The organism is Microbulbifer taiwanensis (genome assembly GCF_014904815.1).
Classification (GTDB): Bacteria; Pseudomonadota; Gammaproteobacteria; order Pseudomonadales; family Cellvibrionaceae; genus Microbulbifer; species Microbulbifer taiwanensis.
The window spans coordinates 15,489-30,824 of record NZ_JACZFR010000069.1; the positions used below are offsets into that span (position 1 = coordinate 15,489).

General features: G+C 58.3%; 12 protein-coding genes. 6 read left to right on the forward strand and 6 right to left on the reverse strand.

The genetic code is table 11. The features are described 5' to 3' along the window. Positions 1-32 precede the first annotated feature (32 nt). Positions 33-431, forward strand: a complete 399-nt coding sequence (locus IG627_RS19865) for a SirB2 family protein (RefSeq protein ID WP_193194924.1) — start codon at positions 33-35, stop codon at positions 429-431. A gap of 137 nt (positions 432-568) precedes the next feature. On the opposite strand, the gene IG627_RS19870 is transcribed toward IG627_RS19865, so the two are convergent. Continuing rightward, positions 569-2,047, reverse strand: a complete 1,479-nt coding sequence (locus IG627_RS19870) for an alanine/glycine:cation symporter family protein (protein ID WP_193194926.1) — start codon at positions 2,045-2,047, stop codon at positions 569-571. Between the two features lie 250 nt (positions 2,048-2,297). Continuing rightward, positions 2,298-3,152 carry a BKACE family enzyme gene (locus IG627_RS19875; protein ID WP_193194928.1) on the reverse strand — a complete coding sequence of 285 codons (855 nt, stop codon included), beginning with the start codon at positions 3,150-3,152 and terminating at the stop codon, positions 2,298-2,300. Between the two features lie 178 nt (positions 3,153-3,330). On the opposite strand from IG627_RS19875, the gene IG627_RS19880 reads away from it, so the two are divergent. Together IG627_RS19880 and greB are read left to right on the forward strand one after the other, a co-directional pair. Beyond that, a complete protein-coding gene (locus tag IG627_RS19880) occupies positions 3,331-5,304 on the forward strand; it encodes a S9 family peptidase (protein ID WP_193194930.1) in 1,974 nt (657 codons plus the stop codon). A 16-nt stretch (positions 5,305-5,320) separates the two neighbouring features. Further along, the gene (gene greB / locus IG627_RS19885; RefSeq protein ID WP_193194932.1) at positions 5,321-5,821 is read left to right on the forward strand and encodes a transcription elongation factor GreB; all 501 of its coding nucleotides are present in this window, start codon (positions 5,321-5,323) and stop codon (positions 5,819-5,821) included. 12 nt (positions 5,822-5,833) lie between these two features. Here the strand turns inward: greB and IG627_RS19890 are convergent, their stop codons facing one another. The 3 genes from IG627_RS19890 to IG627_RS19900 form a co-directional block, all read right to left on the reverse strand. Continuing rightward, on the reverse strand, positions 5,834-6,118 hold the full coding sequence (locus IG627_RS19890; RefSeq protein ID WP_193194934.1) for a hypothetical protein: 285 nt from the start codon (positions 6,116-6,118) through the stop codon (positions 5,834-5,836). 32 nt (positions 6,119-6,150) lie between these two features. Further along, positions 6,151-8,526 carry a hypothetical protein gene (locus IG627_RS19895; protein ID WP_226865479.1) on the reverse strand — a complete coding sequence of 792 codons (2,376 nt, stop codon included), beginning with the start codon at positions 8,524-8,526 and terminating at the stop codon, positions 6,151-6,153. A 208-nt stretch (positions 8,527-8,734) separates the two neighbouring features. Beyond that, on the reverse strand, positions 8,735-8,905 hold the full coding sequence (locus IG627_RS19900) for a hypothetical protein (RefSeq protein ID WP_193194938.1): 171 nt from the start codon (positions 8,903-8,905) through the stop codon (positions 8,735-8,737). A gap of 374 nt (positions 8,906-9,279) precedes the next feature. Between IG627_RS19900 and IG627_RS19905 the strand changes: the two genes are divergently transcribed. The 3 genes from IG627_RS19905 to IG627_RS19915 all read left to right on the forward strand — a co-directional run bounded on the left by IG627_RS19905 (position 9,280) and on the right by IG627_RS19915 (position 13,173). Then, a complete protein-coding gene (locus tag IG627_RS19905; RefSeq protein WP_193194940.1) occupies positions 9,280-10,584 on the forward strand; it encodes a hypothetical protein in 1,305 nt (434 codons plus the stop codon). A gap of 117 nt (positions 10,585-10,701) precedes the next feature. Further along, positions 10,702-12,003, forward strand: a complete 1,302-nt coding sequence (locus IG627_RS19910; RefSeq protein WP_193194942.1) for an MgtC/SapB family protein — start codon at positions 10,702-10,704, stop codon at positions 12,001-12,003. A gap of 210 nt (positions 12,004-12,213) precedes the next feature. Beyond that, positions 12,214-13,173, forward strand: a complete 960-nt coding sequence (locus tag IG627_RS19915) for an MBL fold metallo-hydrolase (RefSeq protein ID WP_193194943.1) — start codon at positions 12,214-12,216, stop codon at positions 13,171-13,173. A 116-nt stretch (positions 13,174-13,289) separates the two neighbouring features. On the opposite strand, the gene IG627_RS19920 is transcribed toward IG627_RS19915, so the two are convergent. After that, a complete protein-coding gene (locus IG627_RS19920; protein ID WP_193194945.1) occupies positions 13,290-15,206 on the reverse strand; it encodes an alkaline phosphatase D family protein in 1,917 nt (638 codons plus the stop codon). Positions 15,207-15,336 lie beyond the last annotated feature (130 nt).

Below are 15,336 nucleotides of genomic sequence, written 5' to 3' on the forward strand. Positions count from 1 at the left end.
CTCTCATCGCGACTTCTGGTACATTGCTTTCAATGGCTAGTTATTCAATCGTCAAGCTGATTCACATCACATGTGCAGTGCTGAGTATTTCACTCTTCGCATTGCGTGTCGGCCTGGATGCGGGCGGTAAGTCGCAGTGGCGGCGCTCGCCGCTGCGCTGGGTGCCCCATGTCAATGACAGCCTCCTGCTTACTGCCGCCATTGTGCTGGTGTTTCTCGGCGGCTGGAATCCGCTGACAAACCACTGGCTGGCGGCGAAAATATTGTTGCTGTTCGGCTATATTGCAGCCGGTATGGTAGCCCTGCGACAGACTCTCGAGCGCGGTTCGCGCCTGGTCAGTGCTTTGGTTGCACTGCTACTGGTGGCCCTGATCTTCTATCTCGCGATGCGAAAACCAGAGCTTTTCCAGGATCTGTTGACACTAAATTAATGGCCGCGACAGAGACCGTTTTTTCGCAAGGCAAGGCGCAGTGAACGTCGTGTGGCCCGTCACTTAAGCGAACTGCAACGCAGCATTGCGGAAAAACGGTCCCGTCCCTTCGGGTTGCGTCCTTACAGGCCCCAGGTTCAACGCGCGTCGCCATCCCAGACATCGTGCTCTATGCCCTCGATATCGTACTGGCGCGCATCGAACACCGGCTCCGATATCCCCCTGGCTCGTTGCGCCTCGTAATCCCCCATCACCTTGAAGGCGACGCCGGACAGCAGGATGATCGCCAGCAGGTTGGCGGTGGCCATAAAACCCATGGACATATCGGCCATATTCCACAGCAGGGCGAAATTGTCCGCGCTGCCGCTGTTGGCGACCCAGGCGCCGAACAGGATAAAGGCGATATAGAGTGCTCGATAACAGAATATTGAGGTACGCGAATGCCACAGGTAGAAGATATTGGTTTCCGCGTAGTAGTAATTGGCAATGATTGATGTAAAGGCGAAGAACAGCAGCGCCAGCGCAACGAAGCTGCCGCCCCAGGCACCCACTTCGCTGGCCAGCGCATCCTGGGTCAGGGTCACCCCCTCGATATTGCCGACCATATGCACATCGGCCAGCAGGATAATCGCCGCGGTGGCGGTACAGATCAGAATGGTGTCGAGAAACACCGAGGCCATCTGCACATAGCCCTGCACCACGGGGTGTTTGACATCGGCTGCGGCACCCACGTTTGGGGAAGAGCCCATCCCCGCCTCGTTGGAAAACAGGCCGCGCTTGATACCGTTGGCCACCACAGCCCCAAAAGCGCCGGCGCCGGCCTCTTCGTAGCCGAACGCATTGCTGAAAATTTCCACAAAGACCTTGGGCAGTTCGCCCAGGTTCATCACTATCACGACGAAAGCGACGGCCAGGTAGGCCAGCGCCATAAACGGCACGGCAATACCTGCAAAACGACCGATGGAGTGGATACCGCCAAAGACGATGATTGCGGCCACTATCGCCACCACCACGCCCACCAGCAGCGGATTCACGCCCCAGGCGCCGCTGATGGCTTCCGCCATGGCATTGGACTGCACCGCATTGAAAAAGAACCCGAAGCAGATCACCAGGAAGATGGAAAAGAGCACCGCCAGCCACTTCCACTGCCGGCCCAACCCCTTCTCGATGTAATAGGCCGGACCGCCGCGGAAAGTACCGTGTTCCTCACCGCGCTCCTTGAAGGTCTGCGCCAGGGTGTTCTCGATAAAGCTGGTGGCCATGCCCACCCAGGCCACCACCCACATCCAGAAGACCGCGCCGGGTCCACCGGCAGTGATCGCCACCGCCACCCCCGCTATATTGCCGGTACCCACGCGGGCGGCGGCACTGGTGGCAAAGGCCTGGAAGGCCGACACGGAGTCATGGTGCTCCTTGTGGAAGCTGCGCTTCATTACCGTGAGCATATGGCCGAAATGGCGAAACTGGATAAAGCGGCTGTGCCAGGTAAAGTAGAGTCCCGCCGGCAGCAGACCGGCGATCAGGATCCCCAGCCACCAGATGCCGCCGACCCCGCCCCAGGTGATCGAGTTTCCCCAGCCGGTAACACTGGCGAGAGTATCCAGAAAGCCTTGCATAGAGCGCTACCCACCGCGCCAAACCCGTTGGCGCGGAAAACTGCATTCTGTATAAGACTAGCCGAGAAGCGAAGAGTGGAATGAAACAGGTGTGTCCGAGCGGTCAGCAAAACAGGACTATCGGGGAATTCATGGATCAGAGGTTCTGTTTTCACAGCCGTAGGGTGCGCCGTGCGCACCACCAGGGTCTTAAAGCCTAAGTCGGGTTCTGATTCGCGCTTCTATGGGTGCACAGGGCGCAGCCTAAGGATCAGAGGAAGATTTCGCGCGCCCGCTGCGGCGATACCACTTTGCGCCCGCAATCCTCGGCCACATTGACCAGGGCCTCGATCAACTGGCCATTGCCACTGGCACGCTCTCCGCCGGGTAAGTAGAAAGTATCCTCGACCCCGCTGCGCAGGTGCCCGCCCAATTCCGCGGTCTTGCGGTGCACCGGCCAGATTTCCTCGCGGCCTATCACCGTGCTCTGCCACAGTGCGCCTGCCTTCATGTACTTCGGCAGCAGTTGCAGCAGTTCAGGATCTGCCGGCATGCCGGAGGCCACACCCATCACCAGGTTGTAATTGGGCTTTTCCACCATGCCCACATCCGCAAACATGCCCACAGAACGGACAATGCCCAGGTCGAAGCACTCGAATTCCGGCCGCGTGCCGGTTTCCCGGCAGACTTCCAGCAATTCCTCCACCTTGTCCACCGGGTTTTCAAACAGCAGCGGCGGCCAGGCCCAGGTACCGTTGGAGCGCACCTTCAGATAGTTGAGGCTGCCGGCATTGCAGGCGGCGATCTCCGGACGCCCGGCGCGGATGCAGTCCAGCGCTCCCTGCTGGTCGCGGCCGATGGTACCGGTGGTGAAATTCAGGACCACCCCCGGACAGGCTGCGCGGATGGCATCGGCAATCGCCAGCGCAACCTTTGGGTCCCAGCTCGGCAGGTGCCCCCGGCCCTGCTCCTGCGCGCGAAAATGCACATGCATCACCGAGGCACCGGCGTCGTAGGCCTCCCGCGCCGACTGCGCCATCTGCTGCGGAGTTACCGGCACCGGGTGTTGTTCCGGGTTGGTCAGCACCCCGGTCAGGGCGCAGGTGATCACCACTTCATCCGACATGCGACTACTCTCCTGAATTATCTTTATTGGTAGCAGCGCCCGGGATAGCCCGGACAAGTACCAAGCGCTTGCTTGGTTTGGCCAGCCTAGCACAGGCCGCTGCCGGGAAAAAGGTCCCTTGTGTCGCCCTGCCCGGCCCGTCAGAATGCGCCGCTGACAACAGAGAGGAAGTGACTCCATGAGCGAATCCCAGGCAGTTCAAACCGCCCCCTACGGCAGCTGGAAATCTACCATCAGTGCCGACCTGCTGGTCCAGGGCAGCGTGCGCCTGGGCGAAGCCAGCCTGGTGGACGGACACTGTTACTGGCTGGAATCGCGCCCGGCGGAAAAAGGCCGCTCGGTGCTGGTACAGCGGTCACCGGACGGAACCCGGCGCGACCTGCTTCCCGCACCACTCAGCGTAAGATCCAAGGCACATGAATACGGCGGCGCCAGCTACCTGGTTGACGGCAATACTGTTTATTTCGTGCTCGCCGAGGACCAGCGCATCTACCGCATGGAACTGGACCGACAGCTGCCGGAGCCAATCACTGGCGAAGACAGCAGCCGCTACGCCGACCTGTGTCTCGACCGCAAGCGCAACCGGCTCCTGTGTATACAGGAGGATCACAGCCCCTGTGACACCGGCGGTGAGGCCGTCGCGCGCATCCTGTCCATAGATCTGGACGATCCACTGGCGTGCGAGCCGCGAATTCTCGCCGAGGGCGCCGACTTCTATTCCAACCCGGGCCTGAGTCCGGACGGCAGCCGCCTGAGTTTCCTGCGCTGGCAACACCCGGATATGCCCTGGGATACGACCGAACTCTGCGTCGCCGAATTGGACGTGGACGGCAATGCACAGCATATCGAACCCATAGCCGGCGGTGCCGGAGAATCCATTTTCCAGCCCCAGTGGTCGCCCCGGGGAGCACTCTTTTACGTCTCCGACAGAAACAACTGGTGGAATATCTACTGCCTGGGTAGCGACGCGCCTCTGTGGGACAAACGGGCCGAATTCGCCACGCCGCAGTGGGTGTTCGGCATGTCCACCTACGGTTTCCTCAGCGCCGATGAAATCCTCTGTACCTACAGCGAGGAGGGGCGCTGGCACCTGGCCCGAATCGATATCCACAGCGGCGAGCACCACGTTATCGAACAGCCCTACTGCGACATCGAGAGCCTGCGCTGCGAGAAATCTGCCAGTGACAATGGCAATGCGGTAATGATTGCCGCCGGCGCCGACAGTTTCCCCGCGGTGGTCGCCTATGACAGGCAAAGCGATCAATTGGAATCCATTGCCAGCAGTAATAGCAACCGGCTGCCGGGGGAAGTTTTTTCCATCGCCCAGGAAATCGAGTTTCCCACAGGTCCGCGCAGTGTTTACGCTTTCTACTATCCGCCCTACAACCCCGACTACGAAGCACCCGAAGGAGAGAAGCCGCCGCTGATCGTGTTCAGCCACGGCGGCCCCACGGGCGCCACTTCTGCCGGCCTCAGCCTGAAAGTGCAGTACTGGACCAGCCGCGGCTTTGCCATCCTCGACGTCAACTATTCCGGCAGCACCGGTTACGGCCGCGAGTACCGCGAGCGCCTGCGGGACAGCTGGGGGATTAGCGACGTAGAGGATGTCTGTGCCGGCGCCGAATACCTGGTGGCCAAGGGTCTGGCGGACCCGCAGCGGCTGTTGATCAAGGGGGGCAGCGCCGGCGGCTACACGGTGCTGGCCGCCCTCGCCTTCCACAACACCTTCAAAGCCGGCGCCAGCCATTATGGCATCGGTGACCTGACCACCCTGGCGCGGGACACCCACAAATTCGAGTCCCGCTACCTGGACAAACTGGTGGGCCACTGGCCAGAGAAAGAGTACATCTATCGCGCCCGCTCGCCAATCAACCATGTGGACCAGTTGAACTGCCCGGTAATCTTTTTCCAGGGGCAGGAGGACAAGGTAGTGCCGCCGAACCAGGCCCAGACCATGGTCGACGCCCTCAAACAGCGCGGCATCCCGGTGGCCTATATCACCTTTGAAAACGAGGGCCACGGCTTCCGCAGCGGCGACAGCATCAAGATGGCACTGGAGGGCGAACTGGAATTCTACAGCCGCATTTTCAACTTCCCGCTGCCGGAACCGGGACCCGGCATCGCGATCGAAAACGAAAATGTATCACCATAGATAACGAGAATTAACGATGGGACGATGGAGACCGCCGCGCCCGCGCGGCTCCCGCTATATCACCCCCGAGGGCGCGCGGCGCATGCGCGCCGAGGTCAAACAGCTGTGGGAAGTCGAGCGCCCGCGGGTTACCCAGGCGGTCAGTGACGCCGCCAAACTGGGGGATCGCTCGGAAAATGCGGACTATATCTACGGCAAGAAACGCCTGCACGAGATCGACAGCCGGGTGCGCTTTCTCACCAAGCGCCTGGAGGAAGTTACTGTAGTGGACCAGGTACCGGAGGATACTGAAAAAGTCTTCTTCGGTGCCTGGGTAACCATCGAGGACGACGAGGGCAATACCAAAAGCTACCGTATCGTCGGCCCCGACGAGTTTGACGTGAAGGCGGGACTCATCTCCATGGACTCCCCGGTGGCCCGCGCCCTGCTCGGCCGCCGCCTCGATGACGAGGTGGATCTGAAGATGGGCGAGGAATGGGTGTCCTACTACCTGGTGGATATCCGCTACGAAAAGTAACTCCCCCGCCCGTTACGGGACGATCAGCCCGTCCCTCTCTGCATCGCGCATAAAGAGATCGACAAGCGAGTCGTCGTCCATTGTGCAGGCCGCTTCGGACTCGAAATAGGCGTAACAGGGGTAGCCAGACAGCTGTGCGCCGCACAGGTCGCTACTGCTGTAGCGGGCGCGCACCTGCTCCCGCACATTGACAGACCATCCCTGCTGAGGCAGGTAAACATGGCACTTGGGACGCTCTTCATCCGCCAGCACCGCACCGGCAAGTACAACCAAAACAACAGAAACAATTGCCCTCATGGCATTACCCTTTCATCGATATTAGTGAACAATCAGTAGCGGATCACCTGTAGCGTTCCGGTTATCGGCGAACCGATATTGCTGCTCAGGGTCAGGCTTCTACCGCCGCTTTCCCGCAGGATCGTAAATGGAGAATCCAGGTTCTTGACGTAGAGCAGGTTGCGCTCATCGATACCGCTGCCAGCGAAGTTTCCGGCCATGCCCCAGGGCATGGCAGCGCCCATCGGAGGTTGCCCGACAATATGCACCGGCATCACTGAATAGCCGTTGCCGAGCAGGTAGCCCGTCATCTGTGCCTGCGGATTCGCCTGGTTATCCTGCAAGCGAATATATGATGCCTTGAGTTGATTCTTTGGCATCGCAAAGCGCCAGTAGTTATCTTCTCTCTCTACCGACTCGGTCACCTGGTAACGAAAGTATTCCCCCTCATCGAGCATACGCATTATGAAGTCGTCCACGGACTCCCCGGGCCGGAGCATCATGCCCACGCCCTCCATGACATCCTCCATGGAGACACTGCGACCCCCGACATTGGAAAAGTGCATCGTACTCGGCTGGAAACCGACCTTGAGATCGTCGCCCCGGTAGCGATAGTGGACGAACCGGTCCTTCAGGCCCATTACCTGAAAATTGCGCAGGAACAGCAGGGCATCTTCATTGCTGAATGAAAACTCATCCATCCGATTGACCATCAAGTGCTTCGGGTTGATGTTCACCAGGCGCGAAGAACGGGGAATCATCTCGAAGTGCCCACCGCCGGCAGGCGCAAATGAGAAAAAGCCACCCTGCCCTGTGCCTTCTCCCTGCAGCATCCGCTGTACCCAGACATCGAAGGGCGTGGAAAAGCTGAAAACGCCAAAGCCACCACCTGTTGCCGCCGGTGCAGACACCTGTTCCTGGGATACTGCGGAAAATTCAAGGCGCACCTCATTGACCAGAAAGCGGTCGCCAAACGACAAATCCGTAAATTCGATGATATCGCCCGGCTGCAGACGCAATGGGATATGGATCAGGGCATCACTGTTGAGATCGACATCTGCATTGCTATAGACCACAGGCCGGTACTTGGAGGGCGGCAGGATATCCTTGGCGCCGTAATATCCGACCTTCACCTCATAACCGGGAAAGATACTGCTGTCCAGACTCGCATCGAAGACCTGGCCATTGTCGTCCACCACCGAGGTGAACCAACGCCGCCAGCTGTAGCGCTCACTCGCCGTCCGCATTGCATCGAAAGTCTGGGAGCTGCTGTGCAACCCGCTGACCGACTGTATATAGGGGGCGCGGTCGTTGCCGGTCGTCGCATTTTCATTGAGCCGGTAATTCTTGTTGGCGAAGGCCTCGGGGTAGAAATCGCGCAGCCCAATACCCGACTGGGGAATCTTTATATAGCGAACGGTACGCCGCTGGCCATCGAAATAATCCAACTGCACATGGGTCTTGCGAAGGCGCTCCTTGACCTCACTCACGGCCAGGAGCTCTGCCCCGTGCTGAACACGCAGGTCCTGCAATTTAATGATGATACCCGTGGAATTGCGGTATTTATCCGACAGGCTAAGAAAATCCAGGTTGCGCACGCGCACAGGAATGGAATAGTTCTCGCCTGGCGCCACGGTGATCAGGCTGCCCTGCCCACTGGCAAGTTCAGTATTCCCAACCAGGGACTTGCCCCCCCCTTCCAGCTCCAGGTGTATCACAAAAGACGGCTCGGTAATGCGGATGGTGCGCTCGCCGATATTGCGCACATTAACGGAGAAACTGATAAATCCCTTATTGATATCGTATTTCAGTTCCTCCGTAATTTTGGCACTCAACTGGCTGCTGTTGGTCCACGCGGTGGCAATGGACTGGCTGGCAGTAGTCTTTGCATTCTCTTTTGTACTGTAAGTCTCCGCTACATCCCAGTTGTAGCGCGGCTCTGCCATATGGTCGACAAAATTACCGCCCCACTCGGCCAGACCACTGAAGTCGCCGCCAAATGCGCGCGCGATGCCACCGAAGAGGCCACTGGCTTTGGGGCGAGTGGCCCTCTTCTTCGGGTTGGTCGTTTTTTTGCGGGTTTTGGCCGTGGTGGTTTCGCGAGAATCTTCGCTGGAAGAGGCACTATTGGAGGTCGTCGATGCCGACGAGCCGTGCGATGTAGTGATCAGGGAATTGTAACTGCCCTGTTTTTCAATACCGACCTCTACAATCGATTCAATATGGTAAGCAACCGACGGAACATAAACTACGTCCGCTTCCTGCGCCTGCACCGATAGTTGCCAGAACAGCGACAGACACAACACTAGGTGGAGTCTCGATATCCCCATGGTGATATTTCCATTTATTGTTGATTTTCCGTTTAATAGCCGCCCCGGGATACGCACCTCAACGCCGGGACCGGGCGGAAACGCCGGAAATTTCAACACCACCCGACGACAATGAGAACAATATCACACTTTAAAAGAGGTCCCCATCACCCCTGCTGGCTATCCGGGTCCCGGATATATCCCGAAAAGTACGCAATGTATCGATCCGATCAGTGCCGCTCCTCCACACGTTGACTGCAGGCAGGTCAACCAAACCCTCCCATTGATCCGGCCGCGGTTGCACGCTTTCCCACTGTAAGTTACCCGATCAATCGCCGCGAACCTTCTGCATTAAACTATCTGCTCCAGCACGATGTTCTGAACCCAGTACCAGGCTGGAAGTCGAGACGCGGGAACTGTAGCCGGCGCGACCGGGATCCACCGACTCCCGGATCAGCACCAGCTGTACCGGGTCCAACTTTTCTTGCCTCCACGACATCTTCCATCCGCTCCCGCCTGCCCTAGGAGCCGGCTCAAAGCGCACCGGAAAGATCAAAAAATAAGCACAAGTTACCTGGAGTGGCAGCTCGGCTGTATAGCGGGTACACTCCCTGCGTCGTTAAAAACCAGATTGTTTAATTTTCAATCAATCACCATTACACGGACGTCCCAACCTGGCCAGTATTTCGCCGGGTTGAACGGCACAGCGCTTGTCAGACGTCCGGCAGTCCCGATTCCTGAGACCTCCCAGGCCCCCCGACTATTGCGCCAGGCCACTGGTGAACAAAAGAAGTTTTCGCGCAGGCAGTCCACGAATAATGGCGGGCAACGCCAACAAGCTGCCAGCGCATGTTGTTGCAGGTCCAAATTTCGATGAACAGTTTTCTGAAACTTTGCTTCGGCATAGTAATTGCGTGTGCGCTATACGGATGTAGCGGCGGAGGGGGCGGCGAGGACGAGACCGGCACCCCTGGTGACTCTCCATCCGGCGCCGGATCAAGTTCCAGTTCCGGCTCCAGCAGCGGCTCGGGTTCCGGGCAATCGGGCAAACAGGAATACCTGGCTCCCGGCAGCTACACCTCCGTGACCTCGCCCTCCTGCCTGCCGTTCGAGGGCAGCGAAAACGCCGAACTGAAGATACTGTTCATCAATCTCAACGGCGCGCCCTATTTCGACGCCCTGGTCGAGGACGCCGTGCAGCGACAGTTCAAGACCATAGCGCCATTCAGTGACTACTACGCCAACCTGGCCTTCTACAGGCTCGAGATCAACGACGGCCAGGACTACCAGTGCGTGGGCACCGACGGCGGCGCCCACAGCGGCAGCGGTCTCAGTTGCGATGACGACAAGATTCACCAGGCCATCATGGAACAGTGTCCCGCGGATGATATCCACGGCCTGATCAAGATCGTTTTCGCCTCCTCCCCCAATGGCGGCGCCGCCGGGGAAGTCATCTATATCGGCGCCAACCCCGAGTGGGACAGCGAGGAGGACGCACTCTACGCCCAGCGCAATACCGTCGTTCACGAGGTGGGCCACAATTTCGGCCTCGCCGATCTCTACGGTGGCGGCTTCAATAAAGACGGCACGCCGGTTACCGGCTGGCCCAGCGATATGTCCCGGCAGTGGGGCAACCTGGACGCCCCCGGGTGTTCCAAGTGGTGCAATGGCTTCAAGCCGGCCTCCGAATACACCCTATCCACCAGTGCCGCCTGCCCCGGCTTCGGCACCAGGTCCGAGTGCCTCGCTTTCAATCGCGACGCCGGGGGGAGCTGCAGCGATGACGACGGCGACGGCCACTACGACTGCTGTTCCTGGTCGGAAGAACAGAAGGACGACTACTTCAAATCCAGCTGCGCACCGGCGTGGGGCGCGGAGGACATAGGCCTGAACTGCGAGGCCGGGGCCGGCTGTTATTACGGTGGCGCCTATGGCACCAACTCCTGGCGCCCGGTGAAGAGCAAGGAAGACAGCATCATGTACGACCAGCACTACTCGGACACCTTCGACAGCGTATCGGAACGGGAGCTGCGCGAGACTCTGCGCTGTTGCGCCTCTTCCGATGACGGCACCGCATCCTGCAGCGGCTTCCGCAATGGCTATATAACGTTTCTCGACGAGTACCAGCCCTACAAACAGCGCCTCGGTTCCTGCGGTCGAGCGCCCGGCAGCCGCTGACAGGGCACGCCCCTCGCCCGCGCCGCCAGGGCCCGGGCACTTGCCCCTGTCGCCGATGTATCCGCCAGCTTCACTAAACTGTGTAACAGACCACAGGCAGCAGCTGACGAGAAGCCAATGCAAGAAGCCCCCCAGGCCGGCGCTGCGGGCGGAATCCCGGATCCCCTGAAGGCATTCATTGACTCGGAAAGCATCATCGCTTTCGCCATTGCCCTGGGGCTGGGCCTGCTGATCGGCCTGCAGCGCGAGCGCACGGCGGACCGCCTGGGCGGCATCCGCACCTACCCGCTGATTGCGATTTTCGGCGCCCTGGCCGCACGGCTCGGCGAACTGCAGAGCACTCCCTGGCTGGTACCGACCGGGCTCCTGTGTATGACGGTTCTGATAGTACTCGGCAACCTGGAGCGCATGCGCGGCGCGCAGGAGAGTAGTGGTATTACCACCGAGGTGTCGGCGCTGTTGATGTACCTGCTGGGCGCTTTCCTGGTACTGGGGGATATGGCGGTGGCCGTTGCCGTCGGTGCTACCGCGGCCGTGCTGCTGCACCTGAAACCCAGCATGCACAGGTTTGCCCGGCGCCTGCCGGAAAAGGACCTGCGCGCAATCATGCAGTTTGCCCTGATCTCCCTGATCATTCTGCCGGTATTGCCGGACAGGAACTTCGGGCCCTACGACGCACTCAATCCCTACAAGATCTGGTTGTTGGTGGTACTGATCGTCGGCATAGGCCTCGGCGGCTACGGTGCCTACAAGCTCGTCGGCGCGCGCGCGGGCACTCTACTCAGTGGTGTGATCGGCGGCCTGATTTCCTCTACCGCCACTACCGTCAGTTACGCGCGTCGCGCCAGGGTCGAAAAGGGAGTCGCCGGCATGGCTGCACTGGTAATACTGATCGCTTCCACCAGCATGTTTATCCGCATGTTCGTGGAAATCGCCGTGGTTGCGCCACGCCTGCTGCCCAAGCTCTTGCCGCCCCTGGGAGTACTGCTGCTGGTCAGTGTTGCCACCTGTGCAGTCGGCTACCGCTTTGTCGAACACCGGGAAAACGAGATGCCGGAACAGGGCAACCCGGCAGAGCTGGTTCCGGCGCTGATATTCGCCGCACTGTTTGCGCTGGTACTGCTGGCCATTGCCGCCGCACGCGAGTACTTCGGCGATCGCGGTATCTATGTGGTGGCACTGATCTCCGGATTTACCGACGTGGATGCCATCACCCTGTCCAGCGCCAACCTCGCCGGCAACGGCACTCTCGCCCCCGCCACCGCCTGGCGCGCCATGGTGATTGCCACCCTGGCCAACCTGGTGTTCAAGGGCGCGGCCGCCGGTGCACTCGGCCGGCGCACTCTGCTTCGCCCGCCGGCACTGCCGCTTGCAGCGCCGTTTGTCGCCGGGCTGGCGGTACTTGCACTCTGGCCCTAGACACAACAAAAAAGATTTACACAGGCGGACCTTACATACCCGGTCATCAGTAACCGACACAAAATAATCAGAATAATTTTGATCAAACCCGAATCAGATACACTGTGCCGCCTGCGGGACAGGTCGAATTCACCATCAATATACTCCGCATCCATTGTGCGATATAAATATACTTTGGATATTGGCAAACGAACTCGATAAATCCCGACCATGAAGAAGACCCCTACTTGCTATTTTCTGGCACTGCTTACACTTTCCGTATCTCTAATATCAACGGCGCAAGCCAACGGCCTGAAACAACTGCGGGATAAGGACTGGAACCCCGGCTCGGAAAACTGTGAACGCAACAGCGGCCCGGCCGTCGAGATCTACCGTCACAATGCCGATACCTTTATCCTGCGCCAGAACCGCTGCCTCAGTCACGAGGCGCCATTTATGTACCTTCTGTTTGGGAAGGACACAATGCTGCTACTGGATACCGGTGCCACTGCCGAACCCGAGCGGTTTCCACTCTATGAAACAGTGCGATCCCTGATCGAAAAGCGCACTTCAGATGGCCTCGCTGAGCCCGGGGAGCTGCTGGTGGCCCACTCCCACGGCCACCGGGACCACAAGGCCGCGGACGGCCAGTTCCTGGACAAGCCCGGTGTTACCCTGATCGCGACAGAATCTGGCGCTATACGCGAACACTTCGCCCTGTCCGACTGGCCCAACGGTAAAGCACAGTTCGATTTGGGAGGGCGCGACCTCACCATCATTCCCGCGCCCGGTCACCACGCGCAGAGTATCGCCGTATACGATCCACAGACTGATTGGTTACTGACCGGCGACACCTTTTACCCCGGCCGTCTGTATATCGACGACTGGGACGCCTACCGTTCCAGTATCCAGAAGCTGGTCCAATTCTGCGAGAACAACGACGTATCCGCACTGATGGGCACGCACATAGAAATGACCACCACGGCGGGAAAGGATTACCCCAGAGGCAGCAGCTACCAACCGGACGAGGCCCCCCTGCCGCTCGCAGTAGCCGAACTGCAGTTGCTGCACAGCGAACTGCAGGCCATGGGTGACGAGCCTCATAAAAAGGTGTTGGAAAAATTTATCATCCGCCCAAAAACCAGACTGGAGAAGTTTCTGGGCTGGGGCTTGAAGAAACTGGGATTCTAAAAGCACCTCCCCCATGATCGCGACCGACTCTGATCCAGATTGCTCTCTTCGGGTGATTTAAAGGGGCATTCCAACAGTGTGCCTGTCGGCTTTGCCCCTATGGAGACTGGCTTTGATCAGTCGACGGGCGCCAACATTTCTTCCTCGAGGGTCATGGATACTGTGGGCGCACTCGACTGAAGCGTGTAACTCAATTGCTTTTGCTCTCGATCTACTGCACGACAAACTGTAAACCTGGCAGCCGTTTCCGGCTGAAGGTCAAGTAGGCCATAATTGCAATAACCCTGAATGACCGTATCAGGATCCTCCGGCGCAGACAGGTAATCGGAATGCACACGGGCCCAGCATCCATCCCTGTCCAGGGATTCGCTGGCAGAGTAAAATATCTTTCCACCCACCGGCACGTTACAGCAGGGGCTGGTGGTAAGCTGCCACCAGTTCTGGGGTTTCTGGCCCACATCAACCTGAAGCTCCCGCCGGGCGAAGGAGTAGTGTACGTCGCCAGAAAGCACATAAATATCGTCAAATTCGAAGTTGGCAATGATTCTGCGCAGCTTGTCCAGTGCTGATTGATTGGCAATCCATGGCTCCCTGTCAATTGCACAAGCCCAGCGCGTTCCGACAGCAAGCTGCAAAGCCTCGATCAGGTTGTATCCGTAGACCGGTGTCGGTGACACCAAGACCAATGGGCCGCCACTTGTATCGATGGAATCCAGCTGCCTTTGCATTGTCGAAAAGGCCACATTGTCCATCAGCGCCAAGCCTCCCTTGAAAGAGCGGTGCGTACGGGTATCCAATACCAGCATGGGTGGCGAACTCTCGATCGCATAGCCAAAATACAGGCGCTTTTGCTTGGTAAAATACGGTTCCAGCTTATGCCACAAGTCAAAACCGAGTTCACCGTAGACCTTTTGGATTTCACTCAACACTGAACTAACTTCGCTGACCGGGTTATTCCCCCAATGCTGGAATACCGTATAGGCACTGAGCGCATTGACCAGCAGATTCCGAGACAGGATACTGCCGCTGCTGAACATTTCATGGTTTTTCCGGGTCAGGTTCCAGTCATCGGTTACATCATGATCATCGAATATCATGTAGGTGGGGATATTCGCCATCAACCGAGCCACCTTTCTTGACCCTTCGAGAAAATTTTCAACGATGGCGCACTGATTATTCCAGTTGTACCTGGCAGTGCTGATCGGTTTATCTCCGTCCTTGAGGCGGTGTCGCACCTGCTCGAAGCCAGGAATGGTACGGCTCACATTGGCACCCCATACCAGAAGGTACATCGCCAAATACTCACCGTAAGTCACCAAATGGCTCTTCTTGGCACCGCTGGTGAAGCCCTTGTCTTTGGTCAAAAACCTGTATCGCCCATCAAGGTCCACCTCAGTGGGTTTAAACGGTAAGCGGTCTCGCCGACTTAATCGTACATGCTCCTTTTTGCCCATGATCGCTTCGGCATTGAGTTCGCAAAGCGCCAATAGCGGTGGGGCTACATCGTCGGCATATATCTGGTCTCCAGTGAGCACCAGTCTGGACGGCCTCTCTGAGCTATTGCGGTCAGCTCCGATCAACCGGTCGATTTCTATCAGCTGATCAGGTACCGGATCATCCCCCAGGCAGGCGTGAGGTTTGCGACAGGAGGCGGAAACCGTTCTGCGGTGGAAGGCCGGCAGGTAGAAACTGGGCAGCTTCCCTTCCTCGTACCCCAGTGCGAGCTCACCGGACAACATCCCCCGTGCATGCAAATCCTGGCCATCCACCGAAACATTGTAGTTATACTGGCAATCGACTGCGAAACTGCCGCCGTCCGGAACTGCCCTCAACATCAACACATAGAGATTCGGTGCCACACGGAAAAGGTTGTCCTGCCAATTCTCACTCTGCCCCAGGGTATTACCGGACTCGCCGAAAATAACCGCTTTCGCATCTGCCGGTTTTCCGTCCAGAGCAAGGAATATATTGACTTGATCGACATGGACATGCCGAAGAAAGGGGCCGGCAACGATATTTGTCATGGTAATCATCTCATAATCTTGAATTCGCCCCCTAACCTGGACCTTTACTATTAACCCGGCAATAGTATATTTCGCTCACGCTGCATAGCGGATTTTCTCGTGTTTGAAATATTTTCTGACCCGCTCTGGGCTCTTTTGC

Excerpts from the sequence above, each read along its gene's own strand:
- IG627_RS19865 (WP_193194924.1), top strand. The coding sequence starts at position 33 with ATGGCTAGTTATTCAATCGTCAAGCTGATTCACATCACATGTGCAGTG.
- IG627_RS19870 (WP_193194926.1), bottom strand. The coding sequence starts at position 2,047 with ATGCAAGGCTTTCTGGATACTCTCGCCAGTGTTACCGGCTGGGGAAAC.
- IG627_RS19875 (WP_193194928.1), bottom strand. The coding sequence starts at position 3,152 with ATGTCGGATGAAGTGGTGATCACCTGCGCCCTGACCGGGGTGCTGACC.
- IG627_RS19880 (WP_193194930.1), top strand. The coding sequence starts at position 3,331 with ATGAGCGAATCCCAGGCAGTTCAAACCGCCCCCTACGGCAGCTGGAAA.
- greB (WP_193194932.1), top strand. The coding sequence starts at position 5,321 with ATGGGACGATGGAGACCGCCGCGCCCGCGCGGCTCCCGCTATATCACC.
- IG627_RS19890 (WP_193194934.1), bottom strand. The coding sequence starts at position 6,118 with ATGAGGGCAATTGTTTCTGTTGTTTTGGTTGTACTTGCCGGTGCGGTG.
- IG627_RS19900 (WP_193194938.1), bottom strand. The coding sequence starts at position 8,905 with ATGTCGTGGAGGCAAGAAAAGTTGGACCCGGTACAGCTGGTGCTGATC.
- IG627_RS19905 (WP_193194940.1), top strand. The coding sequence starts at position 9,280 with ATGAACAGTTTTCTGAAACTTTGCTTCGGCATAGTAATTGCGTGTGCG.
- IG627_RS19910 (WP_193194942.1), top strand. The coding sequence starts at position 10,702 with ATGCAAGAAGCCCCCCAGGCCGGCGCTGCGGGCGGAATCCCGGATCCC.
- IG627_RS19915 (WP_193194943.1), top strand. The coding sequence starts at position 12,214 with ATGAAGAAGACCCCTACTTGCTATTTTCTGGCACTGCTTACACTTTCC.
- IG627_RS19920 (WP_193194945.1), bottom strand. The coding sequence starts at position 15,206 with ATGATTACCATGACAAATATCGTTGCCGGCCCCTTTCTTCGGCATGTC.